Genomic DNA, 26,891 nt, shown 5'->3' on the forward strand with positions numbered 1-26,891 from the left:
AAGCCTTCGTTCGACTTGCATGTGTTAGGCATGCCGCCAGCGTTCGTTCTGAGCCAGGATCAAACTCTCAGGTTCAGATCGCGGCCGAAGCCNRCGACTGACAGGACCGCCTAGGCGATCTCCTGAAACGTCGATACTGATACAGTTTCTCTGCTCAAAAGATGCACAGACGATCCTCGATTGTGCCGATCCCCAACTGAGAACCARMACCCMAAGGCCGCAACGGCTACCAACTGCCGCCGCCTGCGCATCCCTTCTCACAACACGGTATAAACTTGTCAAAGAGCCCGCCCGATGCAGAAACCGTTGCTCCGCCGAACCTCTGGGGTTCGACTGTCAAGCGCCGGTTTGTCGGGCTTCCCTTCTGCGTGTCGGTCGCTGCCGTGTCGGCGGCGCCGGCGTCGTTCGCGTCGGGAGGCGTCTTATATGCGGCCTCCACCCAACCGCGCAAGAACTTTCTGCACTCCCATGACGATTTTTTGACCATCCCCGTTTCAGGGCGGGCGCCGGTCGCAATCATAGCGCCGGGTCAGCCGATGGCCCGCAGATGGCGGACCGGCCGGCCGGGAGACGCCGCCTCGGCAGCCGCGACGATGCCATGCGCGTCGATGCCGTAATGACGATAGAGGTCGGCGACGGTGCCGGTCTGACCGAAATGCTCCACACCCAGCGCCCGCGTGCGATGGCCGGCGACAGAACCGAGCCAGCCCAGCGTCGTCGGATGGCCATCCACCACCGTCACCAGCGCGCAATGGGGCGGCAGCCCCTCCAGCAGCCGCTCGATATGGCCGCGGGCATGGCCTAGGCCGCGTTCGCGCGCCCGCTGGGCGGCACTCCAACCGGCATGCAGCCGGTCGGCGGAGGTCACCGCCAGCAGCCCGACGTCGCGCCGGTCCTCTCCCAGCATGCCGACGGCGGCGATGGCCTCGGGCGCCACCGCCCCGGTGTAGGCGATCACCACCTGGGCGTTCGGCCCCGGCTTGCGCAGCCAATAGGCGCCATCGACGATGTCGCGGGCGAAATCCTCGTCCATCGTCCGGGTCGGCTGCTCGAGCGCGCGGGACGACAGGCGCAGATAGACCGAACCGCCGGTCTCGTCGCGCAGCCAGTTGCGCTCGCCTGGAGCGCCCTCCCCGTCCCGCTGCATGTAATCGAAGGCCCAGCGCATCACCACCGCCAGTTCATCGGCGAAGGCCGGCTCGAAATAGGCCAGCCCGTCCTGGGCCATGCCGACCAGCGGCGTGGCGATGGACTGGTGCGCTCCGCCCTCCGGCGCCAGCGTGATGCCGGACGGGGTCGCCACCAGCATGAAGCGGGCATCCTGATAGCAGGCGTAATTCAACTGGTCGGCGCCGCGCATGATGAAGGGGTCGTAGACGGTGCCGATCGGCAGCAGCCGCTCCCCGAACAGGCTGTGCGACAGGCCGAGCGCCGACAGCAGGATGAACAGGTTGGATTCGGCGATGCCCAGCTCCAGATGCTGGCCCTTCGGCGAGAATTCCCAGCTGTAGGTGGAGGGGATGCGCTCCTTCTTGAACAGGTCGGCCAGTTCGCTCTTGGCGAACAGCCCGCGCCGGTTCACCCAGGCGCCGAGGTTGGTGGACACGGTGACGTCGGGGGCGGTGGTGACGATGCGCTCGGCCAGCGGCGAGCGCTCCCGCCCGATCTCGTTCAGGATCAGGCCAAAGGCGGCCTGGGTCGACAGGCTCTTCTGCGTCGGCACCGCCAGCGCGGCCGGCACGGCGACCGCCGGTGCCTCGTAGCGGCGGCGGCCCTTCTGTGCGAAGGGAACGCGGCGCAGAAAATCCTCCAGGGCGGAGTCCGGCAGCGAGAGTCCTTCGAAGCGGTCCCATTCATGACCCGCGCGGACCTTGTTGGCGGCGCGGAAGCCCTCCATCTGCTCGCGGGTCAGCAGGCCGGAATGGTTGTCCTTGTGGCCGGCCAGCGGCAGGCCGAAGCCCTTGACGGTGTAGGCGATGAAGCAGACCGGCCGGTCGTGGGTGCGGGCCCGGGCAAAGGCCTCCAGCAAAGACGGCAGGTCATGGCCGCCGAGATTGCCCATCAACCGGGCCAGTTCCTCGTCGCTGCGGCGCTCGATCAGGCGGGTGACGTCGCCCTGGTCGCCCAGATCATCCATCAGGCGGCGGCGCCATGCCGCTCCGCCCTGATAGGTCAGGGCCGAATAGAGCTGGTTGGGGCAGGTGTCGATCCACTGGCGCAGCCGCTCGCCGCCCGGCTCCGTGAACGCCTCCTGCATCAGGGTGCCGTATTTCAGGATCACCACGTCCCAGCCGAAAGCGCGGAAGATGTTCTCCAGCCGCTCCCACAGCCCTTCGCGGATCACCGCGTCCAGGCTCTGGCGGTTGTAGTCGACGATCCACCAGGTGTTGCGCACACCATGCTTCCAGCCCTCCTGCAGGGCCTCGAAGATGTTGCCCTCGTCCATCTCGGCGTCGCCGATCAGAGAGACCATGCGGCCCTCCGGCAGGCCGGGCGCCCAGCCCTTGGCCTTCAGGTAATCCTGGACCAGCGAGGCGAAGAGCGTCTGCGCCACCCCCAGCCCGACCGAGCCGGTGGAGAAATCGACGTCGTCCACGTCCTTGGTGCGGGACGGGTAGGACTGGGCACCCTTGTAGCCGCGGAAATTCTCCAGCTTCTCCCGCGTCTGGTTGCCCAGCAGATACTGGATGGCGTGGAAGATCGGGCTGGCATGGGGCTTCACCGCCACCCGGTCCTCCGGCCGCAGGGCCGAGAAATAGAGCGCCGTCAGGATGGTCGACATCGAGGCGCTGGAGGCCTGATGGCCGCCGATCTTCATCCCGTCCAGGTTGGGACGGACATGGTTGGCGTTGTGGATGGTCCAGGACGCAAGCCAGAGTACCTTGCGCTCCAGCTCTGCCAGGCAGGCGAGATCGGCGGAGGACGGCTGGTTCGCGGTCATCGGTCTGCTCCCAAACGCAGGTTTATGATTGGAGCAGCCTATCATTTGCGACACGGCAGATGCTTGCGAAGTGGCGCCGGCCGCGGTTGCGCTTTAGCATCGGATGCCAGGATAACACGGGAAACGGCATCTCATGCCAAGGCACCCCCTCGACCGCATCGACCGCAGGATCCTGTCCGCCCTTCAGCAGGATGGCCGGCTGCCCAACAACGAACTGGCGGAGCGGGTCGGCCTGTCGCCCTCCCCCTGCCTGCGCCGGGTCAAGGCGCTGGAGGATGCGGGCGTGATCGCCCGCTATGTGGCGCTGGTCGATCCAGCCTCCGTCGACCTGCCGGTCAACATCTTCGTCAGCGTCAGCCTGGAACGGCAGGTCGAAGCCCGGCTGGACGGGTTCGAGGCGGCGGTGATGGCGCGGCCGGAGGTGCTGGAATGCTACCTGATGACCGGCGACGCCGATTACCTGCTGCGGGTGGTCGTGCCGGACCTCGCCAGCTATGAACGGTTCCTGAAGGAGCACCTGACCCGCATCCCCGGCGTCGCCAACATCCGCTCCAGCTTCGCCTTGAAACAGGTGCGCTACCGCACCGCCCTGCCGCTGGAGCATCTGGGAGACTGAGCCCGCATCAGTCCGCTGCCGCCACCGGCTTGGCACGGCTGCCGACCAACGGAACCAGCACCGCCGCGAGCAGGCACAGCGCACCGGCGGTGGCAAAGGCCGGCAGATAGGTTTGCAGCGCGGTACGCGACAGGCCGGCGCCGAAAGCCGCGCTGGCGGCACCCAGCTGATGGCCGGCGAAAATCCAGCCGAAGACCAGATTGGCGCGCTCCCGGCCGAAGCGCTCCGCGGTCAGGCGCACGGTCGGCGGGACGGTGGCGATCCAGTCCAGCCCATAGAAGACGGCGAAGACCGACAGGCCGTAGAGGGTGAAGTCCGAATAGGGCAGATAGAGCAGCGACAGGCCGCGCAGGCCGTAATACCAGACCAGAAGCCAGCGGTTGTCGTAGCGGTCGGACAGCCAGCCCGACCCGACGGTGCCGACAAAGTCGAAGATGCCCATCAGGGCCAGCAGGCCGGCGGCCTGCACCTCCGGCACGTTGAAATCGACGCAGAGTGGGATCAGGTGGGTCTGGATCAGGCCGTTGGTGCTGGCACCGCAGATGAAGAAGGTCGCGAACAGAACCCAGAACGCCCGTGTTCCCGCGGCGTCGCGCAACGCTCCCAGCGCCGCCGACAGGATGGCACCGGCCGGGACGGCGGGAGCCGCGGCCCCGACTTCGCCGACGGCGGACAGGCCGAGATCGGCAGGGCGGTCCCGCATCAGCGCCAGCATCGCCAGGGCGGCGACGGCGATGAGACCGCACAGCAGGGCGATGGCGGTGCGCCAGCCATAGGCCTCCGTCAGCATCGACAGCAGCGGCATGAAGACCAGCTGCCCGGTGGCCGAACTGGCGGTCAGCAGCCCGATCACCAGCCCGCGGCGGGCGACGAACCAGCGGGTGGCGATGGTAGCGCCCAGCACCATGGCGGTCAGGCCGGTGCCGAAACCGACGACGAAGCCCCAGAGCAGGATCAGCTGCCAGACCTCCCGCATCGCCAGAGAGGCCAGCAGCCCGCTGCCGACCAGCGTCAGCGAGGACAGCACCATGCGGCGGACGCCGAAGCGGTTGATCATCGCGGCGGCGAAGGGCCCCATCAGCCCGAACAGCAGCAGGCGGATCGCCATGGCGGTGGAGATGTCGGCGGTGTCCCAGCCGAATTCCCGCTGGAGCGGCAGCAGCAGGACGCCGGGCGCACCGACCGCCCCGGCCGACACCAGCATGGACAGGAAGGTAACGGCGACGACGACCCAGGCATAGTGGATGTCGCGCCGCGCCAGGGCGGCGGCGAGAGGGGTGGACAGCATCGGCTGGGGTCTCCGGTGGCTTGCCTGTTTATTGAGCGGTCACGCCGCCGTCGATGTTGATCGACTGGCCGGTGACGAAGCCGGCGGCGTCGGAGCAGAGCCACAGCACCGCCGCCGCCACCTCCTCCGGACGGCCGACACGGCCGACGGGATGACGCGGCCCCATCACCGCCTCCACCCGCTCGGCGCCGCCGAAGGATGTCTGGGTCATCGGCGTCTGGATGATCGCCGGGCAGACGGCGTTGACGCGCACGCCGAAGGACGCGACCTCGATGGCCGCGGTGCGGGTCAGCCCCTCCACCGCCGCCTTGCTGGCGGAATAGGCGGCGTTGCCGGCCATGCCGATCTGCCCCAGCACCGACCCGGTGTTGACGACCGCGCCGCGGCCCTGGCGGAGCATGATCGGCAGCTCATGCTTCAGGCAAAGCCAGACGCCCTTCACATTGACGGTCAGCACGCGGTCGAAATCAGCCTCTTCCATGTCGGTGACCGGAGCGACCTGATGGATGCCGGCATTGTTGAAGGCGGCGTCGAGGCGGCCATGGTCGCGCTCGATCCGCTCGAACAGGGCGGCGACCTCCGCCCCATCGGCCACATCGGCGGCGACGAAATGGCCGGTGCCGCCGGCACGGCCGATCAGTTCCACCGTCTCCAGCCCCTCCGCCTCGCGCCGGCCGGTGACGATCACCGTTGCCCCCGCTCCGGCAAAGGCCAGCGCCGTCGCCCGCCCGATCCCCGACGTGCCGCCGGTGACCAGGGCAACCCGCCCGCTCATGTCCGCCCCGGTCGTGTTCATCGCAACGCTCATGGCTCTCTCCTGTCCTTGCATACGGCTTGTGCGCGCCGCGCCGGTGCCGGGTATATTGATGACGATCATCATCAATTTTGATTTGGATGATGTCCATAATGAAAATGGCGGACGAGCCCGGTTTCCCGGAGCCCCAGCCATGCGCCGCCCGAATGGCGCAACGCCGCAATCGACACCACATGTGCGCGGAACGGACGGGAACCGCGGGGAACCGGCGGCCACGGGCCGTGAACGCCCACCCATTCGGGAGGCTTATTCTGGTCTTGGTTGCGACACCGCCCGACAGCGGCAACCGGAACTGCGCATGGCATCATCCACGCCGCAAGTCACCGGTCCGCGGGTCCTTCGGCAGGGCATGTGATGGCCCCGACACAGGGACCTTCCCTTCGATTCAGTTCCACAAGGATAAGCTTGACCCTTGCCGCACAACGGATCATGAAGGCGCGACCATGCTCGTTCATGTAACTGCATGTATCCGGTGCCGTCGGGTCTTCCACTTTCTTTCGGTTGGGCGAATGTTGCTTTCGCAGCGCTTGGGCAGCCCAAGACTTGTCATCTCCCATCGGTACGGGTGCCGACACGCCGAGCGGCAAGCATTCGTTAACCATAAAGCGCCACAACTTGCGAGCGGCCCATTGCCGCGTTCAGCCGACCGCCGGGACCGTATGCCGATCGGGTCCGTTTGGCGCCACCGCGCTGATTCCTTTTGGAAGGCTGACACAGCGTGACTCTGCTGACTGCGCGGGCCAACGGCCCGACCGATGTTTCCCCGGCCGGTCAATCGACGATCTCCGCTCCGTGGACCGCCACTCCGACGGTCCCGACGCTGAGCGGCCGGGTCGATCCGTCCCTTCTGCGCGACGAACTGCTGTCCGACATCCCGCAGGCGACCGCCGCGGCGCATCCGGACCGCACGGCCATCGTCTATGAAGGCCGGCGCGTCACCTATGCCGAGCTGGATGCGCGCGCCAACCGGGTCGCCCACGGCCTGCGGGCGCGCGGGATCGGCCCCGGCTGCTTCGTCGGGCTGTGGATGGCACGGTCGCTCGACCTGCATGTCGCGCTGCTGGGCATCCTGAAGGCCGGCGCCGCCTATCTGCCTTTCGACGCCGATGCTCCGGCGGAGCGCGTGGCGGTCAGCCTGACCGACTGCGCCGCCCCGGCGATCCTGATCGATCTGGTGACCGGCACCAAGGCGGCGACGCTGGCAGCAAGCGGCGCCGATGTCCAGGTCCTGCGCATCGGCGATGTGCTGAGCGACAGCGAGGAGCCGTTCGATCTGCGGGCGGACGGGGTGACGCCGGACAGCCCGGCCTACGCCATCTACACCTCGGGCTCGACCGGCAAGCCCAAGGGCATCGTCATCAGCCACCGCAACATCTGCCATTACCTGCGCGCCGCCAACAGCGTCTACGGCATCACCGCCGACGACGTGGCGTTCCAGGGCGCCTCGGTGGCCTTCGACCTGTCGCTCGAGGAGATTTTCGTCCCCTACCTGGCCGGCGCCACCCTGTGGGTCGCCAGCCGCCAGGTTCTGGACGAGGCCGACCGGCTGGCCGACGTGCTGACCGAGGCCGGCGTCACCGTGCTGGACACCGTCCCCACCCTGCTGGCGATGCTGCCGAAGGACATTCCGTCGCTGCGCGTCGTCATCCTGGGCGGCGAGGCCTGCCCGCCGGCCGTCGCGTCGCGCTGGTGCCGGCCGGGCCGGCGCCTGTTCAACAGCTATGGCCCGACCGAGGCGACCGTCGTCGCCACGGTGGCCGAGGTCCATCCCGACACCCCCGTCACCATCGGCCGCCCGATCCCCAACTACACCTGCTATGTGGTGGACGAGGCGTTGCAGCCGGTGGCCCCCGGCACCCAGGGCGAGCTGCTGATCGGCGGCCCCGGCGTGGCCCAGGGCTATCTCGGCCGGCCGGAGCTGACGGCGGAAAAGTTCATCGCCAACCCGTTCCGCTCCGGTACGCCAGGCCCACATCCGGATCCGCTGCTCTACCGCTCCGGCGATGCGGTCAGCGTCGATGCCGACGGCAACCTGCGCTTCCATGGCCGCATCGACGATCAGGTGAAGATCCGCGGCTTCCGGCTGGAGTTGGGCGAGATCGAGGCGAAGCTGACCGACTTGGCCGGAATCGCCCAGGCCACGGTGGTCCTGCGCACCGACAACGGGCTGGACCGTCTGGTCGCCTTCCTGGTCGCGCAGCCGGGTGCCTCCCTCGACAAGACTACGCTCCGCGACGCGCTGCGGGCGCAGCTGCCCGCCTATATGGTGCCCGCGCACTATGAGCAGGTGGCGGAACTGCCGCGCCTGACCTCCGGCAAGGCCGACCGCAAGACCTTGCAGGCGATGGCCCTGACCGAGGATGCCGGTTCGGGCGAGCAGGAGGAGCCGCGCAGCCCGACCGAGGCGACGCTGCTGGAGGCCGCCCGCCGTGTCTTCCCCGGCCAGTCGATCCCGCTGGAGGCCGACTTCTTCCTCGACCTGGGCGGCCATTCGCTGCTGGCGGCGCGCTTCGTCTCGGCGGTGCGCGAGACCGCCGGGCTGGCCAGCCTGACCCTTCAGGACGTCTATGGCGCCCGCACGCTGCGGGCGATGGCCGAACGGCTGGAAGCAAAGGCGCCGGCAGCTCACGGCGCCAAGCCGGCCGACCTGTCCTTCGATCCGCCGCCGCTGGCCCGCCGGCTGCTGTGCGGACTGGCCCAGGCCGCGGCGCTGCCGATTATCCTGGCGCTGATGACGGTGCAGTGGCTTGGTGTGTTCGTCAGCTACATGCTGCTGTCCGGCGAGGATGCCGGAATCCTCGGCGAAATCACCACGATGTTCGGCGTCTACGTCGTCATCAACATCGCCACCGTCGCCATCGCCGTCGCGGCGAAATGGCTGATCATCGGCCGGACCAAGCCGGGCCGCTACCCGCTGTGGGGCGTCTATTATTACCGCTGGTGGCTGGCCCAGCGCTTCATCGCGCTGGTCCACCTGAAGTGGTTCCAGGGGTCGCCGGTGATGCGGCTGCTGCTGCGCGCGCTCGGCGCCAAGGTCGGCGCCGATGCGATGATCGGCGAGTTCGAATCCGGCGCCATCGATCTGGTCAGCATCGGCCGCGGCGCCTCGACCGGCGGCAAGGTGAAGATGGCCAATGCCGAGGTGATCGGCAACGAGCTGGTGATCGGCACCATCGAGATCGGCGAGGACGCCTATATCGGCACCTCCTGCGTCATCGGCCACGATGCCGTCGTCGGCAAGAGCACCGAACTGGCCGACCTGACCGCGCTCGCCGCCGGCACCCACACCGGCGATTACGAGCAGTGGGACGGTTCGCCCGCCCGCAAGGTCGGCACCGTCGACCGCGCCGCCCTTCCCGAGGAGCCCCGCGCCGGCGTCGTCAAGCGCGCCGCCCAGACGCTGATCTATCTGGTCGCCCTGGTCGGCCTGCCGCCGGTGGCGCTGATCCCGATCTTCCCGGCCTTCTACCTGTTCGACAAGCTCGACGCCTGGATGGGCGGGGTGTTCAAGGTCAACTACCTCTACTACGTTCCCGCCATCGCGTGGCCGACCGCCATGTTCCTGGTGGCCTTCACCGTGCTGCTGATCGCCGCCATGCGCTGGATCGTGCTGCCGAAGGTGGAGGCCGGCTCCTACTCGGTCCACAGCTGGTTCTACGTCCGCAAATGGGTCGTGGCGCTGGCGACCGAGGTGATGCTGGAAACCCTCAGCTCGCTCTACGCCACCGTCTACATGCGGGCGTGGTACCGCCTGATGGGCGCCAAGATCGGCCGCGACGCCGAGATCTCGACCAACCTCGCCGGCCGCTACGACCTGGTGGAGATCGGCGAGAAGTGCTTCATCGCCGACGAGGTGGTGCTGGGCGACGAGGACATCCGCCGCGGCTGGATGCATCTGCAGCCGGTGAAGACCGAGGCCCGCGTGTTCGTCGGCAACGACGCCGTGGTGCCGCCGGGCGCCTCCATCCCCACCGGCACGCTGATCGGCATCAAGTCCAAGCCGCCGGCGAATGCCGAGATGCAGGCCGGCGACACCTGGTTCGGCAGCCCGCCGATCAAGCTGCCGGTGCGCCAGAAGTTCGACAACGTGTCGGCCAACTGGACCTTCGAGCCGTCGCGCGCCCGCCGTCTAGGACGCGCCGTGTTCGAGGCGTTCAGCCTGTCGATGCCGTCGATGCTGTTCATTACCTTCGGCACCTTCGCGGTGGAGTTCTTCGCTCCCGCCATCCTCGACCAGCGCTGGGGCGCCTTCGCCTGGCAGTTCCTGGCGGTCAGCGTCGCCATTCCCACCGCGATGGTGCTGGTGGTGGCGCTGGTGAAGTGGCTGCTGATGGGCCGCTACGCCCCCACCATGAAGCCGATGTGGTCCTGGTGGGCCATGCGGACCGAGGCGGTGGCCGTGCTCTATTGGGGTCTGGCCGGCAAGGTCCTGCTCGACCATCTGCGCGGCACGCCGATGCTGCCCTGGGTGCTGCGCCTGTTCGGCACCAAGTTCGGCCAGGGCGTCTACATGGACACCACCGACATCACCGAGTTCGACTGCGTGTCGGTCGGCGACTATAGCGCCATCAACGCCCTGTCGGCCTTGCAGACCCACCTGTACGAGGACCGCGTGATGAAGGTCGGCCGGGTGTCGGTCGGGACCGGCGTCACCGTCGGGGCCGGCGCCACGGTGCTCTATGACACCCATGTCGGCGACTTCGCCCGCCTGGGCCCGCTGACCCTGGTGATGAAGGGCGAGGAAATCCCCGCCCACGGCGAGTGGGTGGGCGCTCCGGCCGAACCGGCGCCGCAGGCCCATGCGGCGGTCGACAAGCGGGTGAAGGCGGCGGCGTAACAGCCGGCGTCAGTGACGGGAAGAAAAGGCTGGTATTACCATTGCGGTGTACCGGCCTTTTCTTTTGCCTGTCTTCGGCCCTTCATTCATCTGACGACAAACCGTCGCGCACCGTTACTCTCTCCGATGGTTGTCTCCGCACGGGAGCGGTGTATAAGGGGGCCGAGCGCGGCCTGCCCCCTTCGCGCGCCCGGCCGGGCGCGTACCACGGAGGCGAATGGTGGCCGTTGGATCGTCACGCCAGGTTCGTCAAAGGAACGCCCCAATGCCCGACGACATCGCCTCAGCCCGCGGCCTGTTTCCGCTCGCCAAGGACGACACGACCTACCGCAAGCTGACCTCGGATCACGTCTCGGTCGTCGAGTTCGACGGCGAGCAGATCCTGAAGGTCGAGCCGGAAGGTCTGCGCCTGCTGGCCGAGGCTGCCTTCTCCGACATCAACCATCTGCTGCGTCCGGGCCATCTGGCCCAGCTCGCCAAGATCCTTGACGATCCGGAGGCGTCGGCCAACGACCGCTTCGTAGCGCTCGACCTGCTGAAGAACGCCAACATCGCCGCCGCCGGCACCCTGCCGATGTGCCAGGACACCGGCACCGCCATCATCATGGGCAAGAAGGGCCGCCGCGTCTGGACCAAGGGCGGCGACGAGACCGCACTGTCGGAAGGGGCCCGCGACGCCTACCTGAAGCGCAACCTGCGCTACAGCCAGCTGGCGCCGATCTCCATGTATGAGGAGAAGAACACCCGCAACAACCTGCCGGCCCAGATCGACATCTATTCCGAGGGCGAGGACTATTACAAGTTCCTGTTCATGGCCAAGGGCGGCGGGTCGGCCAACAAGACCTTCCTGCATCAGGCCACGCCGTCGGTGCTGGCGCCCGACCGGCTGCTGAAGTTCCTCGAAGACAAGATCCGCTATCTCGGCACCTCGGCCTGCCCGCCCTACCACCTCGCCATTGTCATCGGCGGCCTGTCGGCGGAGCAGAACCTGAAGACGGTGAAGCTGGCCTCGGCCCGCTATCTCGACAACCTGCCGACCGAAGGCGGCGAGGATGCGCACGCCTTCCGCGATCTGGCGATGGAGGCCGAGGTCCACAAACTGACCCAGAACATGGGCATCGGCGCCCAGTTCGGCGGCAAGTATTTCTGCCACGACGTCCGCGTCATCCGCCTGCCGCGCCACGGCGCCTCGATGCCGATCGGCATCGGCGTGTCCTGCTCGGCCGACCGTCAGGCTGTGGGCAAGATCACCAGGGACGGCATCTTCCTGGAGCAGCTGGAGACCGATCCGGCCCAGTATCTTCCCGAGATCGGTGACGAGCATCTGTCGGGCGACGTCGTCAGGATCGACCTGAACCAGCCGATGGAGCAGATCCGCGCCACGCTGAGCCAGTATCCGATCCGCACCCGCCTGTCGCTGACCGGCCCGCTGATCGTCGCCCGCGATCTGGCCCACGCCAAGCTGCGCGCCCGCCTGGACGCCGGCGAGCCGCTGCCCGACTATTTCAAGAACCACCCGATCTATTACGCCGGCCCGGCCAAGACGCCGGAAGGCTACGCCTCGGGCTCCTTCGGTCCGACGACGGCCGGCCGCATGGACAGCTTCGTCGACCAGTTCCAGGCGGCCGGCGGCTCCATGGTCATGCTGGCCAAGGGCAACCGCAGCGCGGAAGTGACGGCGGCCTGCAAGCAGCATGGCGGCTTCTATCTCGGCTCCATCGGCGGTGCCGCCGCCCGTCTGGCCCAGGACTGCATCAAGAAGGTGGAATGCGTCGAGTATCCCGAACTCGGCATGGAAGCCATCTGGCGCATCGAGGTCGAGGACTTCCCGGCCTTCATCATCGTCGACGACAAGGGCAATGACTTCTTCAAGGAGTTGAAGCTCGCCTGATCTGGACCGACCGGATGTGAAGGGGCGTGGCGCCTTGAGGTGCCGCGCCCTTTTTCCTGCCCGCTTGCGGGACGGCACCGGGGGCGCCTATCTTCATCGAATTGGGATCGGGGCATCGGGATCGGGCCATCGGAATCGGGAAGGACTTTGCAATGGACGGTGTCTATGACCGGCGCGCGCCGAAGCGGGACATCACCTTGTCGCTGGACGAGGACATCCTGCAACGCGCCCAGTCCCTTCCCGGCGACCTGTCGGAACGGGTCGAAAAGATGCTGGCCGACGAGGTGGCGAAGGCGGATCGCGAACGTCGCCTTGATGCGACAATTGCGGCGCTGAACGACTTCGACGCCAGATACGGCTCTTTTGCCGACGAACATCTCGACCACCTGTAATGGCTCAGTTCGATGTACACAGGAACCGAACCGCGACGCGCTCGGGCGTTCCGTATCTGGTGATTGTGCAATCACAACGTTTCGACGCATCGGCTCGCAGGGTAATTGCGCCGCTGTTGCTGGCCACCAAGGTTCAGAGCACAGAGCCGTCCTTGACGCCGCTGTTCGTGATTGAAGGCCATGATGTGATTTTGAACCCTCTCCAGCTCGCATCGGTCCTAGCCGACCAACTTGGCGAGAAGGTCTGCTCCCTCGCCGACGACAGCGACCGCATCATCGCCGCCATCGACCTTCTGATTTCCCGCGCCTGGGGATGAGTAGCCCGTGACACCCGCCCAAATCCAAGACCGCATCCTGTACCGCGACGGGCTGATGCTGATCCTCGACAAGCCCGCCGGGCTTCCGGTCCATGCCGGCCCCGCCGGCGGGCCGAACCTGGAGCGGCATTTCGACGCGCTGCGTTTCGGCTTCCCCAAGCCGCCGTCGCTGGCCCACCGGCTGGACCGCGACACGTCGGGCTGCCTGATCCTCGGCCGCCATGCCAAGGCGCTGCGCAAGATCGGCATCCTGTTCCAGAACGGCAAGGTCGATAAGACCTATTGGGCGGTGGTCGCCGGCACGCCGCCGCAGGAGTCCGGGCGGATCGAGCTGCCGCTCGCCAAGGTGTCCAACAAGACCGGCGGCTGGCGCATCGTCGGTTCGCCCGACGGTCAGGCGGCGGTCACCGACTATGTCGTGCGCGGGCAGGCCGATGGGCTGACCTGGCTGGAACTGACGCCGCACACCGGCCGGACCCACCAGATCCGCGTTCATTGCGCGTCCATCGGCTGCCCGCTGGTCGGCGACCCGCAATATGGCGGGCCCGAGGGCAAACCGCTGCACCTGCACTCCCGCGCCATCTCGCTGCCGCTTTACCCAAAGCGCGACCCGGTCGGCGCCGTGGCCCCGGTTCCGCCTCACATACGGGCGGCGCTGGAAGCCTGCGGCTTTACCGAAGCGTCATAGCGTCGCCGCCACGCTCTGGCCTTGCTGCGATGCGGCAGGCTGCCCCATGATCGCTGTCGGCATTGGGGCGATCACGGCCCGGGGGACGAGCGCATGATACCGATCGGCACGACGACAGCCCGTTGGATGACCCTGCGCTACGCCCTGGCGCTGACCTTGATCGCGCTGGGCACGCTGGCCGGCTTCGTCATGACCGAGCGGGTGATCGGCCAGCACGAACGCATGCTGGAGGTCGTCAACGTTTCCGGCCGCCAGCGCATGCTGTCGCAACGGACGGCCCTGCTGGTGGAGCAGCTGAAGAGCGCCACCGATCCGGCGGTGCGCGCCGACCTTGGCCGGCGGCTGGATGAGGCCACGGGCATGTTCGAGGCCACCCACCGGCGCCTGAGCGGCCAAGCCGGGCCGGAGGAAGGCCCGCCGCTGGGTCCGCCGCCGCACGACCTGTTCTACAGCGGCCCCGATCCGCTCGACCCGGTGGTGACCGGGCATATCGCCGCCTTGCGCCGCGTCATCGCCGCCGCATCCGCCGGCCGACCGCCGGACCCTGCCGAGGCCGACCGCATCACCGCCCAGGCGCTCGGCCCGCTGCTGGACCGGCTGGAGGACATGGTCGCGCTCTACCAGGAGGAGGGCGAGGCGGGCTTCCAGACCCTCCACCGGCTGGGACTGGCGGCGCTGCTGATCACTCTGCTGATCCTGGCGGTGGAGGCCATGGCGATCTTCCGGCCGATGACGCGGCAGGTGCGCCGGCAGTTCACCGAAATCCTGCGCATGGCGGAAACCATCGAGCGGGCCAACGCCACGCTGGAACAGCAGGTGCGCGAACGGACGGCCGAACTGCACACCGCCAAGACCGCGGCGGAGCAGGCGCACCGGGCGAAGTCCCGTTTCCTCGCCCATGCCAGCCACGACCTGCAACAGCCCCTGCAGGCCATCGGCATGTTCACCGGCATGCTGGAACGCCAGCCGCAGAGCGCCAAGGCGGCGGCCCTGCTGACCGACCTGAAGGCGGCGCAGCGGTCGATGCGCGACCTGCTGAACGCCATCCTCGACATCTCCAAGCTGGAATCGGGGGTGGTGTCGCCAAAGCCGGCCGACCTGCCGCTCTCCCCCCTGCTCGACCAGCTCGAGGCCGAGTTTGCCGGACAGGCCGAGGCGAAGGGTCTGCGGCTGCGGGCCATCCCGACCGATGCGGTCGTGCGCAGCGATCCGGCCCTGCTGGAGCGGATCGTCCGCAACCTGATCGCCAACGCCATCCGCTATACCGAGAGCGGCGGCGTGCTGGTCGGCTGCCGCACCCGCGGCGACACGCTGTGGGTCGAGGTCTACGACACCGGCCGCGGCATCGCCGAACCCGACCGCCAGCGCATCTTCGAGGAGTTCGTCCAGCTCGACCGTCCCGACCGCGATCGCAGCGAGGGCATCGGTCTCGGCCTCGCCATCGTCGAACGTCTGGCTCGGCTGCTGGGGCATCCGGTGACGGTGCGGTCGGTGGAAGGGCGCGGAACCGTGTTCACCGTGGGCGTGCCGCTGGCGGGGCGAGATTGTCGCGTCACAGGGAACGATCTGATGTAAAAGCACTGGATTGTTCGAATTGCTGTCCGGTGCCAAATTCCCCTCCAGACAAGGGCACACACCCCAACGGTACGGAGGGTTCAATCATGATCACCATTCGCCATCGCGACGAGCGTGGGGTCGCCAACATGGGTTGGCTGAACAGCAACCACAGCTTCTCGTTCGGCCATTACTTCGATCCCGGCCATATGGGCTTCCGCGCTCTGCGGGTCATCAACGAGGATCGGGTGATCCCCGGCGCCGGCTTCCCCACCCATGGGCATGCCAACATGGAGATCGTCTCCTACGTGCTGAACGGCGCGCTGGAGCACAAGGACTCCATCGGCACCGGATCGGTGATCCGTCCCGGCGAGGTCCAGGTGATGAGCGCCGGCCGCGGCATCCGCCACAGCGAGTACAATGCGTCGGACACCGAACCGGTGCATTTCCTCCAGATCTGGATCCTGCCGGAGGCCAACAATCTGGCGCCCGGCTACCAGCAGGCGGACTTCCCGGCCGAGCAGAAGCGCGGCACGCTGAAACTGGTCGGGTCGCGTGACGGCCGCGACGGCAGCACCGTCATCCATCAGGATGTCGATCTGTACGCCGCCCTGCTGGACGGCGAGGAAAGCGCCACGCTGCCGCTGCGCCCCGGCCGCCATGCCTGGGTCCAGGTCGCCCGCGGCTGGGTCCATCTGAACGGCACCCTGCTGAAGACCGGCGACGGCGCAGCGCTGTCGGACGAGGAGGCGGTGACGCTGGACCGGGCGGACGAGGCCGAAGTGCTGGTCTTCGACCTCGCATAAGGTGTCAAGCTTGACATAAAAGCTTGATTTGAACCGGGAGCGGGGCGGACGGCAGAGTGCCGCCGTCCCGTTCCCGCCGACACCCTGCCGGCGGGCCGAACCCTGGGGTTGGCGATGACCGAGCAGAAAACCTACAACGCCCTGTTTCTCTGCACCCACAATTCGGCACGCAGCATCATGGCGGAATGCCTGATGCGGCGGTGGGGCGCCGGCCGCTTCCACGCCTGGTCGGCCGGCAGCCATCCGTCGGGCCAGATCAACCCGCACACGCTGGCGACGCTGAAGGCCTTCAACCTGCCGACCGACGGCCTGCGCTCCAAAAGCTGGGACGAGTTCTCCCGGCCGGATGCGCCGGCGCTGGATTTCGTCTTCACGGTCTGCGATCAGGCCGCAGGCGAGATGTGCCCGGTGTGGAACGGCACGCCGCTGACCGCCCATTGGGGGGTCGAGGATCCGTCGGCCGCCAGCGGGACGGAGGACCGCATCCGCATGGCCTTCCGCCGCACCTATGTCGAGCTGGAAAGCCGCATCAAGATCTTCGCCAGCCTGCGGGTGGAGCAGCTGGACCGGCTGACCCTGCAAAGCTCGCTGCATGCCATCGGCACCGTCCATGGCTCCGAAGCGGACGCGATGGCCGACGCCTGAACCACATCACAGCACCTGTTTGGGCAGCGACAGCAGCTCCTTCCTGATGCGGTTCAGGCTGGGACGGTTGTCCGGGCCGAAGGCGATGGGGCGGCACAGGTGCATGGCGGTCAGCCCGACCCGCGCGGTCAGCAGGCCGTTGATCACCCCCTGCCCCATCCGCGTCGAAATGGCGGCGGCGAGCGATCCGCCCAGCGCCTCCACCGCGACATGGTGGGCGCTTTCCGCCACCCCGGCGACGGCGATGTTGGCGAGCATCCGGCGCAAGAGGCGCAGCGAGCCGACATAGCCGGGCCGGGCGCCATAGAGGGCGGCGATCTCCCGCACCAGCTTCAGGTTGCGCCAGAGAACCACCGCGAAATCCAGCAGCGCCGCCGGACTCAGCGCGGTGGCGACGGCGGTGTCGCGCGAGGCGCGCAGCACCCGCTGATAGGCGGCACGGTCGAGCGGGCTCAGCACCTCGCGGTCGAGCAGCCGGACCACCTCATGCTCGTCATGGGCGTCGGTGACATGGTCGCGCACGCGGGCCAGCGCCGGGGCCAGTTCCCGCCGGTCGGCATAGAGCGCCACCAGCGATCCGGCGAAACGGTCGGCCCGGCCGCCGGGGGCATCCAGCTCCAGCCGGCCGGCTTCCGCCCGCAGTTCCTCGATGCGGCGCAGGCGGCGGAGCGACAGCAGCTCGGTCACCAGCATCGCCAGGGCCGCAATGCCGGCGGTGGCGGCCAGCAAACCAACCAGCACGCCCAGCGCAAGGCTGGTGGCGAAGGCACGCGCCAGCAGATCGGCGGTGTCGAAGCCCAGCGCCACCAGAACCAGCGCCGCCAGCGCCCCGAACAGCCAGCGCCCCAGCCTGCGCGTGGTCCGCACCGGGGTTGCGGGCGCCGGCAGCAGGTCGGCGGGATCGCCGGAGCCGGTCAGCAGGGCGGTCTCCTCCTCCGCCGGCACCGGCGCGGCGCGGTCGAGGTCCAGTTCCATCGGCGGAACCCAGCCCGGCGATGGCCTGCGGGGGGCGGTCTCGCGCTCCGTCACGTCAGATAGTCCCCGAGAAGGAATTGCAGGGCCTGGTCGACGCGGATGTGCGGCAGGCCGCGCGGGTCGCGGCCGAGGTCGTCGGGCGGGCGGAAGGCCAGGAAGTTATAGGGACGGTCGCGGCCGGGCGGGAAGGCCTCCGCATCCTCCGGAATCTCGCCGGGGAACAGCACGGTCGGACGGTCGCGCCCGACGGGAACGCCGCGGACGCAGCGCAGCTGCCGGCCCTCATGCTCCGTCACCACGCTCTCGGTGCATTTCAGCGCGGCGATGGCCATGGTCTCGACCTGGGCGCCTTCGAAGCGGATAGCGTTGCGGGCGTCGCCGACCAGCCGGTCGAGCAATGCCCGCAGCTGGGCATGCTGGTGGGCGGCGATGTGGTCGGCCTTGGTCGCGGCGAACAGCACGCGGTCGATCTTGCTGCCGAACAGCCAGTCGAGCCAGCCCGACGACCCATGGCGGAACGGCTCCAGGCTCAACTCCAGCGCCCGCTTCATGTCGGCCATCCCGGCCGGGCCGGCATTCAGCGCGCCCAGCACGTCGATCAGCACGATCTGGCGGTCGAGCCGGGAGAAATGCTCGGCGAAGAAGCGGCGGACGACGTTGGTCTTGTAGGCCTCGTACCGCTCCTCCATCAGCGCCCACAGGCTGCCGCGGCCCCTCGATCCGTTGGGCTGGCCGCCATGCAGGGGACAGAAGGTCAGCAGCGGCGCGTCCTTCATGTCGCCGGGTTCGACGAAGCGGCCGGGCTGGATCAGGCTGAGCAGCGTGTCGGCGCGGCGGCAGGCATGGAGATAGTCGGTGTAGAGCGCCGCCCCGCGCCGCGCGGCCTCCTCCTCCGCCGGAGCGGCCGGGTCGATGGTGGCGAGCCAGCCGCGCCAGGAGGCGGACAGCGCGTCGCGCGGCGGGCGGGCAGCGAGTTCGAGGGTCTGGGTGCTCCATTCCGTGAAGCTCTGGCGCAGCAGCGGCAGGTCGAGCAGCCATTCGCCGGGATAATCGACGAGGTCGACATTGAGCGTCGCCATCGGCTGCACGGTGCGCTTCAGCGCCGAATCCGGACGGTAGCGCAGCGAGACGCGCATCTGGCCGATGCCGCGCGTCGGCTCCGGCCAATGGGGATCGGGACCGGTCAGGGCGGCGAGATGGCCCTCGAAATCGAAGCGCGGCACGTCGGGATCGGGCTGCGGCCGCAGCCGCGCCGCCTGGAAGCGGCCGGACGAGACGACATCCATGAAGGGCAGCCGCCCGCTCTTCAGCAGATTGTCGACGATGGCGGTGACGAAGACGGTCTTGCCCGCCCGCCGCAGCCCGGTGACGCCGACGCGCACCGTCGATTCCAGAAGAAGCCGGCTGCCGGCGTCGTAGAGGCTGTTCAGGTCGGGAATGCGCACGGGCGGTCGTTCACGTCTGGCCGATGACCGGCCCTATATGGGGTCGGCCCGGCTGGATGCGAGGGGGGCCGGATGCGACGTTTGGAACAGCATGAAACAGTTTTCGGGGCTGTGTTCACTGTTCCATCGGGGCGGCATCGGCGTGGACCTCCGCGGTTTGGGCACCGGGGAGAATTGGTAGCATGGATGTGGGGGCGCGGGTAACGGCGGGATGAAAAACGCCGGGACGGTCTGTATCGTTGCTCATGCCGACACAAGGTCGGTGCAGGGAAAGTCATCGCCCTTGAACAACAGAACCTCGCCTGTGTCCGCAGCCAGGGCGTAGGCGAAGCAGTCACCGTAATTGAGGCCTGCCGGGTGTCCGGTCCCCTTGCCGTAGCGACGGAACGCGTCGAGGGCCAGCCGGGCTTGGCGCTCGCCGACCGGCTCGATGCGGATGTCGAACTCCCGCAGCAGTTCCTCAAGGGCATTGCGGTGGGAACCGGTCGGATCGCGGTTGGCGATCAGGCCGGCCTCGACGAAATTCGCAGCCGACAGGCGGCACACGGTGGCGCTGGCGAGTTTTGCGAGGAAGACAGCCGCTTCCGGCTCGGCCTTCAGGATGGCCACCAGGGCCGAAGTATCGACGACCATGGCTCAGCGCGGCAAGCCGTGGTCATCGTAGAGGGCTGCGTCCGGGTCTCCGTCATCATCCAGCGGCGGCAACGCCTTCATCCGCGCCAGCATACGCTCGACCTTGGCCTGCTGCTCCGGCGTGAGGCCGGAGGTCGACGGCCGCTCCGCACGGGCCAGGGCATCGCGCACGGCGGTGCGGACAACCTCGTCGACGCTTTGCCCCCGAATGGTCGCAAGCCGGCGGGCAAGGACTTCGGTTTCAGCGCTCACCGGGATGGGCATCGGTGTCTCCTGCTTTTCGATCGATCGGCGTGGCTGCACGTCACTGACCATTGTGGTCCCGGCCGAACCGCGCGGCAAGGCCGCGGTCACCCCCCGATATAGTGCGGCATCAGCTTCGCCTGATCGCCGATCCAGACCTCGCAGCGGCTGTCCTGGTTGCGGAAGAAATAGGTCTTGCCGGGCTGGCGGCGGTTCTGCGGATCCACCAGATTGGCGCCGCCGGAAAAGGCCACCCCATAGCGATAGTCCGGCGTCGCCGCCCAATAGAGCCCGTCGATCTGTTGCAGGAAGGCGCCGCGCTGGCACAGGTGCGACAGGGTGCGGTCCCGCGTGGCAAGGCCGTTCAGGCCGTTGGGCAGCTTGTAGACGACGCGGCTTTCGGTGCGGCGCAGGCGCGGCTCGTGGCCGGGCGGCGGCGGTTCATAGGCGCGGAAGGTCGGACCCAGATGGCCCGGTTGGGTGCGGTCGGTGCGCAGCACCTCCTCAGCCCCGGCAGCGGCCGGGGCCATCAGAACGGTCAGCAGCAGGGCGGCGAAGCGGCGGGTCATCGCACCGACGGGTTGTTGGCGACGAAGGTGAAATAGGGCAGACGCCGCACCGCGTCCGCCACCATCAGATAGGCAACCGCGAAGGCCAGCAGCGAGGCGAGGAAATAGCCGTAGCCGTACCAGGGAAAGCCCATCCGGCTGAACAGCAGGGTGAAGCCGGCGTTGGCGGCCAGATAGACCAGTTGCACCGTCAGGTTCCGCCCCCGCAGGTCGAAATAGGCCAGGATCACCGTGCAGAACAGGAACAGCACCTGGAAGAAGGCGCCCAGCACGCCGAAGCGGAACATGCCAATCTGCTGATATTGCAGGCCGAGGGCGCCGATGATGCTTGGGGCCAGGAAGATACAGACGGCGCAGACCGCCCCTTGCAGGATGATCAGGTTGCGGCTGCTGTCGAGCAGGGCGGCGATGATGGCGCGGTGGTTGCGGGCGATCTGGTCGTAGGTCGCGTGTTTCTGGATGTCGCGGTAGAAGCCCTGGTAATGCTCGAAGAAGCGGGTCTCGATGTTCACCGTGAACAGGGTCAGCGCCGGCAGCGTCGTCAGATAGGCGATGAACATGGCGCCGTCATAGGCGCTGTAGATCGCCATGGCGCCGGAGACCAGCTCGCGTTCCGGCGCGAACCACATGATCCACTTGTCGGTCCAGACGGCGGCGTTGGCGCACAGCCCGATCAGCGCCAGATCGGCGTATTTGCGGAAATAGCCGAGGAAGTCGAACATCCGGCCGACCGGATAGGGGTACTCGGCCAGCACCCGCGCGATCAGCCCGAACTGGATCGCCGCCAGCCCGGCGGAGAATCCCCAGACCATCCCGGCCGCGCCGAAATAGCCGCCCAGCAGGACCGCGCCGGTCAGCCCCGCCGCCATGCCGACGCCGAAGGCGACGGTGACCGCCAGATAATCCTTCAGCGCCGACAGGAAGATCGACACCACCCAGATGCCGCAGACCAGGAAGAAGTTCACCAGCCCGCCCAGCATCAGCGGCAGCGGCAGGCCGCTGAACAGCGGGTAGAAGGGTCCGGCGGTCAGCCCGGCGATGGCGTAGGCCAGCCCCAGCGTCGCCAGCAGCATGCCGGGTGCGGCCTCCACCTCCTTGGCATAGATCGCGTCGGCGAGATAACGGGTGGCGACCAGCACCAGCGGCCCGGTGAAGACCACCGAGAAGCAGAAATTGTAGATCACCACGACGCGGAACAGCGTCAGCTCCTCCACCCCCACCAGATCGCGGCCGAACAGCGTGATGCCGGCCAGCGCCAGGATGGTGAACATCCAGGGACCCGACGTGATGAAGGCCGAATGGGCATAACCCTGCAACACGCCGAGCAGGTCGTCGCGCCGGGCCAGCCGGCGAAGCGCGAAGCCGATGCCGGCCATCTCAGGCGGCTCCCTTCAGGCCGATGGCGTCATGCTCCGGAAGAAGCCGCGTCGGCATGGCGATGTGCTCGTCGTAGATGGCACGGTAAACGCGGTCGATGGCGACCTTGTCGTAGGACTGGGCGACACGCCGGGCGATGGCCTGCGCACAGCGGTCGCGCCACGCGCGGTCGAGCAGCAGGGCGCGCAGCTCCCGCGCGGTGTCGAGCGGGCTGGCCAGCGGCGTCACCGCCCCGCCCGGCCCCAGCGGCGGCACCTCGTCCGGGCGGCCCATCAGCAGCTCGGAGCAGGAGCCGACATCGGTCGCCACCGTCGGCACGCCCGACGCCCCGGCCTCCAGGATCACCAGCGGCTGCGCCTCGCTGACGCTGGTCAGCGCAATGGCGTCGATTTTGCCCAGCCAGTCGGTGAGCCTGACCCGCCCGGCGAAGATCACCGTCTGCTCCAGCCCCAGATGCTTCACGATGCTGCGGCATTCCTCGACATAGCCGGGATCCTCCTCCAGCGGCCCCAGGATCATCGCCTTCAAATCGGGGATGTCCTCGCGCAGGATGGCGGCCGCCCGGACATAGGTCTTCACGTCCTTGATCGGCACGACGCGGCCGATCAGGGCGATGGTCGGCGGGCGCGGCGTGGAATCGCGCTGCACCTGGGAATAGCCGGCATAGTCGATGCCGTTGGGAACGATCGTCAGCTTGGCCGGATCGGCGCCCTGGCGGCGCTGAAACTCCTGGTTTCCGCCATACAGGGTGATGATGCGGTCACAGGCGTCGTAGCAGGCCTTGGAATAGCTGGCGAAGGTGTCCAGCCACAGGTCGCGCAGGTCGCGCTTCTTCCTGTCGAGCGCCAGCGAGGTGTCGGCCCCCTCGAACAGCCATTCGGCCATCAGGATCTCGATGCGCCGTTCGTTGGTGTAGATGCCGTGTTCGGTCAGCAGAGCCGGCCGGCCGGTTTCCAGCCGGGCCCGCGCGGCGAACAGCCCGGCATAGCCGGTGGAGACGGCATGATAGACCCCAGCCTGCGGCATCGGCACCAGCAGCGTGGCGAACAGGCCGCTCATCAGCGCCCGGCTGCCCCAGAAATATTCGAGGAAGGAGGCGTCCGGCAGGGCGGCCCTGCACATGCGCACCACCATCTGGAAGGCGTCCTCGGAATTCAGCAGCGCCCGCTTGCCGATCCGGCCGCGGCGGGGGGCCAGCAGCCGCAGCACCTCCGCCACCTCGGCCAGCCCTCCCCCCTGTTGCAGGCGGGCCAGCGGCTTTTCCAGCTCCTTCAGCAGCCGGCCGGTGCCGGGCTGCCAGCGCCAGCCGGCGGGCGGATCCTGGAGATAGACATGGGTCAGGCCGGTGACGTTGGGCGGCAGTTCGTAGGCGAGCTTGCGGGCGCTGCGGTCGGCGACCAGGGCCACGATGTGGAAGGTCAGGTCGGAATGGGAGCGGATCAGGTCATGGGTCCAGGTCGACACGCCGCCCGCGACATAGGGATAGGACCCCTCCATCAGCAGGCAGACATCCGCCCTGGGGGCCTGAGGCGCCTCAGAGAGAGGTTTCGGGGAAAGGGGGCGGTTCATGCGGCCAGCTCCCGTCCGGCGTTGCCCGCGGCGGCCGGCGCATCGTCGCGCCACACATCGTCGCGCCAGAGGGCGAAGACGTCGCGCAGCGTGTCGGGCAGTTCCGCCCCGTCGCCCAGCAGGTCGGGCCGCCGGGCCGGCAACCCCCGCAGATCGGCGAAGCGGCCGAGCCGGAACAGGCTCTCGGCATACCAGAACAGGATGCGGCGGTCGGGCGTGCGGTCGATCATCGGCTCCAGCCTTTCGGCCGCCTCCGCCGCCAGTCCGCAGCGCAGGAGCATCCGGCCCAGGTCGTGGCGGATGCCGTCGTCGCCGGGTGCCAGATCCAGGCTGCGCCGGTAGCCGTCCAGCGCCTTGTCGCGGATCTCCGCCTCGCGGTTGGAGTCCAGCAGGCCGCAGAAGGCGTAGTCGTCGAGATGGCGGGCGAGCCCTGCGAGGCTGGCGGCATCGTCGGGATGGCTGCGGGCGGCGTGGTCGAGCGCCAGCCAGCGCTCGTTGAACTCATGCTCCACCCGCGCGGTGGCGGTGGCGGCCTGGACGCGGACGGACGGGTCGGCGTCGGCCAGCCCGGCCTTCAGGGCGGGGGTGAAGGCGGGACGGAAATGGCGGGCGACCAGAGCGATCACCGCCTGTTTCTGCTGCGGCGAGCCGACCGACATCACGTCGGTGAAGGAGTCGCCGGCCACCAGATGGGCGTTCTCGCGGCCGGTCACGATCAGCTCGTACAGCTCCTGCGCCGGGCCGGTCTCGCTGTCGGGGAAGAGGGAGAGATACCAGTCCTGGAAGCCGGTGGCATAGCGGCTGAACAGCGCCAGCAGCGCCGCTGTCATCAGCGTGCAGGCGGCGCCCAGCGGCCCCAGCGGCACGATGGTGACCAGCAGCAGACCGGCCAGCCGCAGGTCGCGCCCGCGCCGCGCCCGGCCGCGCACCCACAGGCCGACCAGGGCGCAGAGCAGCAGATGCAGCGCCGCAGCCAGCGGAACGGCGAAGGGAACTCCGGTCAGGCCGGGCGCCAGCGCCGCGGCATCGAGCAGACCGGCGGCCAGCGCCACCGCCGCCAGCTTGGCCGCACCGGCGGCCGGACGCTCGCCCGCCAGCAGGCCGGCGGGATCGGACAGGTCTGGATCGGAAAGGTCGGAGGTTGGCTTGCTCATCCCACCCCCTCCCCCAGCTTTTGCCCGGCCGCGTCTTGCCCGGCCGCGGGGGCCGGCGGATCGATGCGGCGGGTGACGAAGCCGATGGGGATGGCGGAGAGACCGGCGGGCAGCGCCTGACGCACCGCACGCTCCAGCTTCGCCTCCACCTGCTTCGCGCCCTCCAGCGGCGTGCCGGCCAGGACCACGCCGAAGGAGGTGCCCTGATGGCCGAAATCGCAGGCGAGGTCGGTGTCGCGCAGGCTGCCGCGCACCGCCTCGCCGATGGCGGCGGCAAGGTCGGCGCGCTGGGCCACCGACAGGCGCGACAGGCCGGAGGGTCGGATGGTGATGGCGGTGGTCTCGAAACCCATGCGGCGGCCGAGAAGGGCGAGGAACTCCGCCTGCCGGCCGATGTAGCTGGAGGAATAAAGCGCCTCGTCGGTGAAGACCCGCTGTTCGCTGGCGGTGCGGTACTGGCGCGCCTTCGCCATCGCGGTGCCGATCCATTCGCACAGGATGCGGAAATTCTCGACCGTGTTGACGCTGAGGTCGGTGAAGCCCAGGCTTTCGATCTTCACCATGCCCAGAACCTCGCCGGTGTCGGCGCTGATCAGCGGGCCGGCCATCACGCCCTCGCCGGCCAGGATGCGCTCGTCGTCGGCCCGGTTGACGCAAAGCTGGCGCTGGCGGGCGATCACGGTCTGGAACAGCGGCGTGCCGCTGTCGAACCAGCGCGCGTAGCTGTCGGTCTCGTCGTCCCAGCCCTCGTTCGTCACCGATTCCAGGACATCGTTGTTCAGCAGGAACAGCGAGAACTTCTCCGGTTTCATGACGGTGCGGACGAGGTCGGCGATGCCCAGCATCACCTCGCCCTCGTCGAGATGGTCGATGGACTTGGCGGCCTGATAGAGGGTGAAGACGGTGCGCAGCTGGCCGGCGACGCGGGTCTCCAGGCTTTCCTTCACCGATTTCAGCGCGCGGTAGGAGCGGGCGATGGCCTCGGCCTCCTGCCGCGCGGTGGCAAGGCCGGCGCGGAGATCCTCGCGCTCGCGCAGCTGGCGCATCCGCAGCTCGCCGAACAGCACGGCGGCGACCAGCCAGAGGATCGGCTCGCGCGTCAGGGTGAAGAGATGGTCGTAGAGGTCCTGGCCGATCCCGGCATCGGGCATGTTGCCGAGCCGCAGCGCCGCCGACGCCGCCAGCGCCGCCAGCACGCCCTCGTTGGTGCCGTACTGGATCGCCAGCAGCAGGACCGGGATCCAGAAGGGATGCGGCTGCACCCCCTCGAAGCGCAGCCCGCCGCCGAGCCAGCCGTCCAGCCCCAGCGCCACGCCGAAGAACAGCAGCAGTTCCAGCAGGGCGACCGGCCGCAGGCCGAGCCAGCGGCGGGGCGAAGCCGGAGAAGGAGTGGACGTGCTGGACTCGGCCATGCTGGGCTGGGGCGTGCTCATTCGCGGTGCGAATCGTTGGAATAGTCGCTTTCGGGCGCGGGTTTGGCCGGAGCGCCGCCGGAGGCCCCGGCCGGGATGGGAGAGGCGGCCACCACCGGCCGCAGGCTGTCGATCATGCGGGTCGCCACGCGCTGGGCGACGTTGTTGACGCTGTCGCGGCTGAAATAGCCGCGGCCGGCTTCGGACTGGCTGGAGGTCCAGAGGACGGCGCCGTCCGACACCCGCACCAGCCGGGCGTTGAGGCCGACCACCGGCTCCTCGCGCAGGCCATGCTGGTAGCCGTATTCCGACACGCTGCCGGCCAGCACCGCATCGACGCCCAGGGTCCGGCCGGCGGTCTGGACATCCAGCGGGGCGGCGTCGGGCTGCCCCTCGGTGGAGGCGGTGGCGGAGTCTGCTGCCGGCTTGCCGACGGACAGGCGGCTGCGGACCCGGCCGACCTCCACCGTGCGGAGGCCCTCGACGCCATAGAGTTCGGTGGAGACGATGTCGGCGGCGATCTGGCCGGCATTCGGGTGGTTGGTCAGATTCTCGAAGGGCAGGACGGCGACGGTCGAGCCGGCCGGCAGCGCCCCGCCCGGCTGGGCGAAGTCGCGGCTGTTGATCCGGCCGAAGCTGCACCCTGCCAGCACCACCACGGCCGCCAGCAGCGCCGCGCAGGCCCGCATGTCCTTGCCCATCTTTCCGGTCCCCGTCAGCCGCAT

22 protein-coding genes and 1 rRNA gene are annotated in these 26,891 nt (G+C 68.5%); 9 read left to right on the top strand and 14 right to left on the bottom strand.

The window, feature by feature from the left end; genetic code table 11:
* Positions 1–75: ribosomal RNA gene (locus VH569_RS22065) — 16S ribosomal RNA — on the bottom strand; the annotation flags it as partial.
* Between the two features lie 454 nt (positions 76–529).
* The gene (locus tag VH569_RS22070) at positions 530–2,941 is read right to left on the bottom strand and encodes a transketolase-like TK C-terminal-containing protein (protein WP_423317958.1); all 2,412 of its coding nucleotides are present in this window, start codon (positions 2,939–2,941) and stop codon (positions 530–532) included.
* A 133-nt stretch (positions 2,942–3,074) separates the two neighbouring features.
* Between VH569_RS22070 and VH569_RS22075 the strand changes: the two genes are divergently transcribed.
* Complete coding sequence (locus tag VH569_RS22075; protein ID WP_423317960.1) at positions 3,075–3,557, top strand: Lrp/AsnC family transcriptional regulator; 483 nt, start codon at positions 3,075–3,077, stop codon at positions 3,555–3,557.
* Between the two features lie 7 nt (positions 3,558–3,564).
* Here VH569_RS22075 and VH569_RS22080 read toward each other — a convergent pair whose 3' ends face one another.
* Together VH569_RS22080 and VH569_RS22085 are read right to left on the bottom strand one after the other, a co-directional pair.
* Complete coding sequence (locus tag VH569_RS22080; protein WP_423317962.1) at positions 3,565–4,845, bottom strand: MFS transporter; 1,281 nt, start codon at positions 4,843–4,845, stop codon at positions 3,565–3,567.
* A gap of 28 nt (positions 4,846–4,873) precedes the next feature.
* Positions 4,874–5,653: an SDR family NAD(P)-dependent oxidoreductase gene (locus tag VH569_RS22085; RefSeq protein WP_391346756.1), complete on the bottom strand. Its 780-nt coding sequence runs from the start codon at positions 5,651–5,653 to the stop codon at positions 4,874–4,876.
* A 724-nt stretch (positions 5,654–6,377) separates the two neighbouring features.
* On the opposite strand from VH569_RS22085, the gene VH569_RS22090 reads away from it, so the two are divergent.
* From VH569_RS22090 to VH569_RS22125, 8 genes are all read left to right on the top strand, one after another.
* The gene (locus tag VH569_RS22090; RefSeq protein ID WP_423317964.1) at positions 6,378–10,496 is read left to right on the top strand and encodes a Pls/PosA family non-ribosomal peptide synthetase; all 4,119 of its coding nucleotides are present in this window, start codon (positions 6,378–6,380) and stop codon (positions 10,494–10,496) included.
* 265 nt (positions 10,497–10,761) lie between these two features.
* Positions 10,762–12,387 carry a fumarate hydratase gene (locus VH569_RS22095; protein ID WP_423317966.1) on the top strand — a complete coding sequence of 542 codons (1,626 nt, stop codon included), beginning with the start codon at positions 10,762–10,764 and terminating at the stop codon, positions 12,385–12,387.
* Positions 12,388–12,539: 152 nt separating this feature from the next.
* Positions 12,540–12,779 carry a type II toxin-antitoxin system CcdA family antitoxin gene (locus tag VH569_RS22100; protein WP_174474468.1) on the top strand — a complete coding sequence of 80 codons (240 nt, stop codon included), beginning with the start codon at positions 12,540–12,542 and terminating at the stop codon, positions 12,777–12,779.
* Positions 12,779–13,096: a CcdB family protein gene (locus tag VH569_RS22105; RefSeq protein WP_423317967.1), complete on the top strand. Its 318-nt coding sequence runs from the start codon at positions 12,779–12,781 to the stop codon at positions 13,094–13,096. Before VH569_RS22100 ends, VH569_RS22105 begins: the two co-directional genes overlap by 1 nt.
* Positions 13,097–13,103: 7 nt before the next feature.
* On the top strand, positions 13,104–13,784 hold the full coding sequence (locus VH569_RS22110; RefSeq protein ID WP_423317968.1) for an RluA family pseudouridine synthase: 681 nt from the start codon (positions 13,104–13,106) through the stop codon (positions 13,782–13,784).
* Positions 13,785–13,910: 126 nt separating this feature from the next.
* Complete coding sequence (locus tag VH569_RS22115) at positions 13,911–15,359, top strand: ATP-binding protein (RefSeq protein ID WP_423317970.1); 1,449 nt, start codon at positions 13,911–13,913, stop codon at positions 15,357–15,359.
* Positions 15,360–15,445: 86 nt separating this feature from the next.
* Positions 15,446–16,144, top strand: coding sequence for a pirin family protein (locus tag VH569_RS22120; RefSeq protein ID WP_423317972.1), 699 nt, complete (start codon positions 15,446–15,448; stop codon positions 16,142–16,144).
* A gap of 114 nt (positions 16,145–16,258) precedes the next feature.
* A complete protein-coding gene (locus VH569_RS22125; protein ID WP_376961116.1) occupies positions 16,259–16,789 on the top strand; it encodes an arsenate reductase ArsC in 531 nt (176 codons plus the stop codon).
* Positions 16,790–16,795: 6 nt separating this feature from the next.
* On the opposite strand, the gene VH569_RS22130 is transcribed toward VH569_RS22125, so the two are convergent.
* The 10 genes from VH569_RS22130 to VH569_RS22175 all read right to left on the bottom strand — a co-directional run bounded on the left by VH569_RS22130 (position 16,796) and on the right by VH569_RS22175 (position 26,867).
* Positions 16,796–17,818, bottom strand: coding sequence for a TIGR01620 family protein (locus VH569_RS22130; protein WP_098738339.1), 1,023 nt, complete (start codon positions 17,816–17,818; stop codon positions 16,796–16,798).
* Positions 17,815–19,209: a YcjX family protein gene (locus tag VH569_RS22135; RefSeq protein WP_423317975.1), complete on the bottom strand. Its 1,395-nt coding sequence runs from the start codon at positions 19,207–19,209 to the stop codon at positions 17,815–17,817. Before VH569_RS22135 ends, VH569_RS22130 begins: the two co-directional genes overlap by 4 nt.
* 243 nt (positions 19,210–19,452) lie before the next feature.
* Complete coding sequence (locus VH569_RS22140; protein WP_423317976.1) at positions 19,453–19,842, bottom strand: type II toxin-antitoxin system VapC family toxin; 390 nt, start codon at positions 19,840–19,842, stop codon at positions 19,453–19,455.
* 3 nt (positions 19,843–19,845) lie between these two features.
* Positions 19,846–20,106 carry a type II toxin-antitoxin system VapB family antitoxin gene (locus VH569_RS22145; protein ID WP_423317978.1) on the bottom strand — a complete coding sequence of 87 codons (261 nt, stop codon included), beginning with the start codon at positions 20,104–20,106 and terminating at the stop codon, positions 19,846–19,848.
* An 86-nt stretch (positions 20,107–20,192) separates the two neighbouring features.
* Positions 20,193–20,654 (bottom strand): hypothetical protein, encoded by a 462-nt coding sequence (locus VH569_RS22150; RefSeq protein ID WP_423317980.1) that lies wholly within the window; start codon positions 20,652–20,654, stop codon positions 20,193–20,195.
* Positions 20,651–22,030, bottom strand: coding sequence for an exopolysaccharide Pel transporter PelG (gene pelG, locus VH569_RS22155; RefSeq protein WP_423317982.1), 1,380 nt, complete (start codon positions 22,028–22,030; stop codon positions 20,651–20,653). The genes VH569_RS22150 and pelG overlap by 4 nt, the downstream gene beginning before the upstream one ends.
* A 1-nt stretch (position 22,031) precedes the next feature.
* Positions 22,032–23,600: a GT4 family glycosyltransferase PelF gene (gene pelF / locus VH569_RS22160; RefSeq protein WP_423317984.1), complete on the bottom strand. Its 1,569-nt coding sequence runs from the start codon at positions 23,598–23,600 to the stop codon at positions 22,032–22,034.
* A complete protein-coding gene (locus tag VH569_RS22165; RefSeq protein ID WP_423317986.1) occupies positions 23,597–24,754 on the bottom strand; it encodes a hypothetical protein in 1,158 nt (385 codons plus the stop codon). Before VH569_RS22165 ends, pelF begins: the two co-directional genes overlap by 4 nt.
* On the bottom strand, positions 24,751–26,187 hold the full coding sequence (locus tag VH569_RS22170) for a GAF domain-containing protein (RefSeq protein ID WP_423317988.1): 1,437 nt from the start codon (positions 26,185–26,187) through the stop codon (positions 24,751–24,753). Before VH569_RS22170 ends, VH569_RS22165 begins: the two co-directional genes overlap by 4 nt.
* Positions 26,184–26,867, bottom strand: coding sequence for a hypothetical protein (locus tag VH569_RS22175; protein WP_423317990.1), 684 nt, complete (start codon positions 26,865–26,867; stop codon positions 26,184–26,186). The genes VH569_RS22170 and VH569_RS22175 overlap by 4 nt, the downstream gene beginning before the upstream one ends.
* Positions 26,868–26,891 lie beyond the last annotated feature (24 nt).

Origin of the sequence: Azospirillum sp. 11R-A, from assembly GCF_049472615.1 — a bacterium.
Lineage (GTDB): Bacteria > Pseudomonadota > Alphaproteobacteria > Azospirillales > Azospirillaceae > Azospirillum > Azospirillum palustre.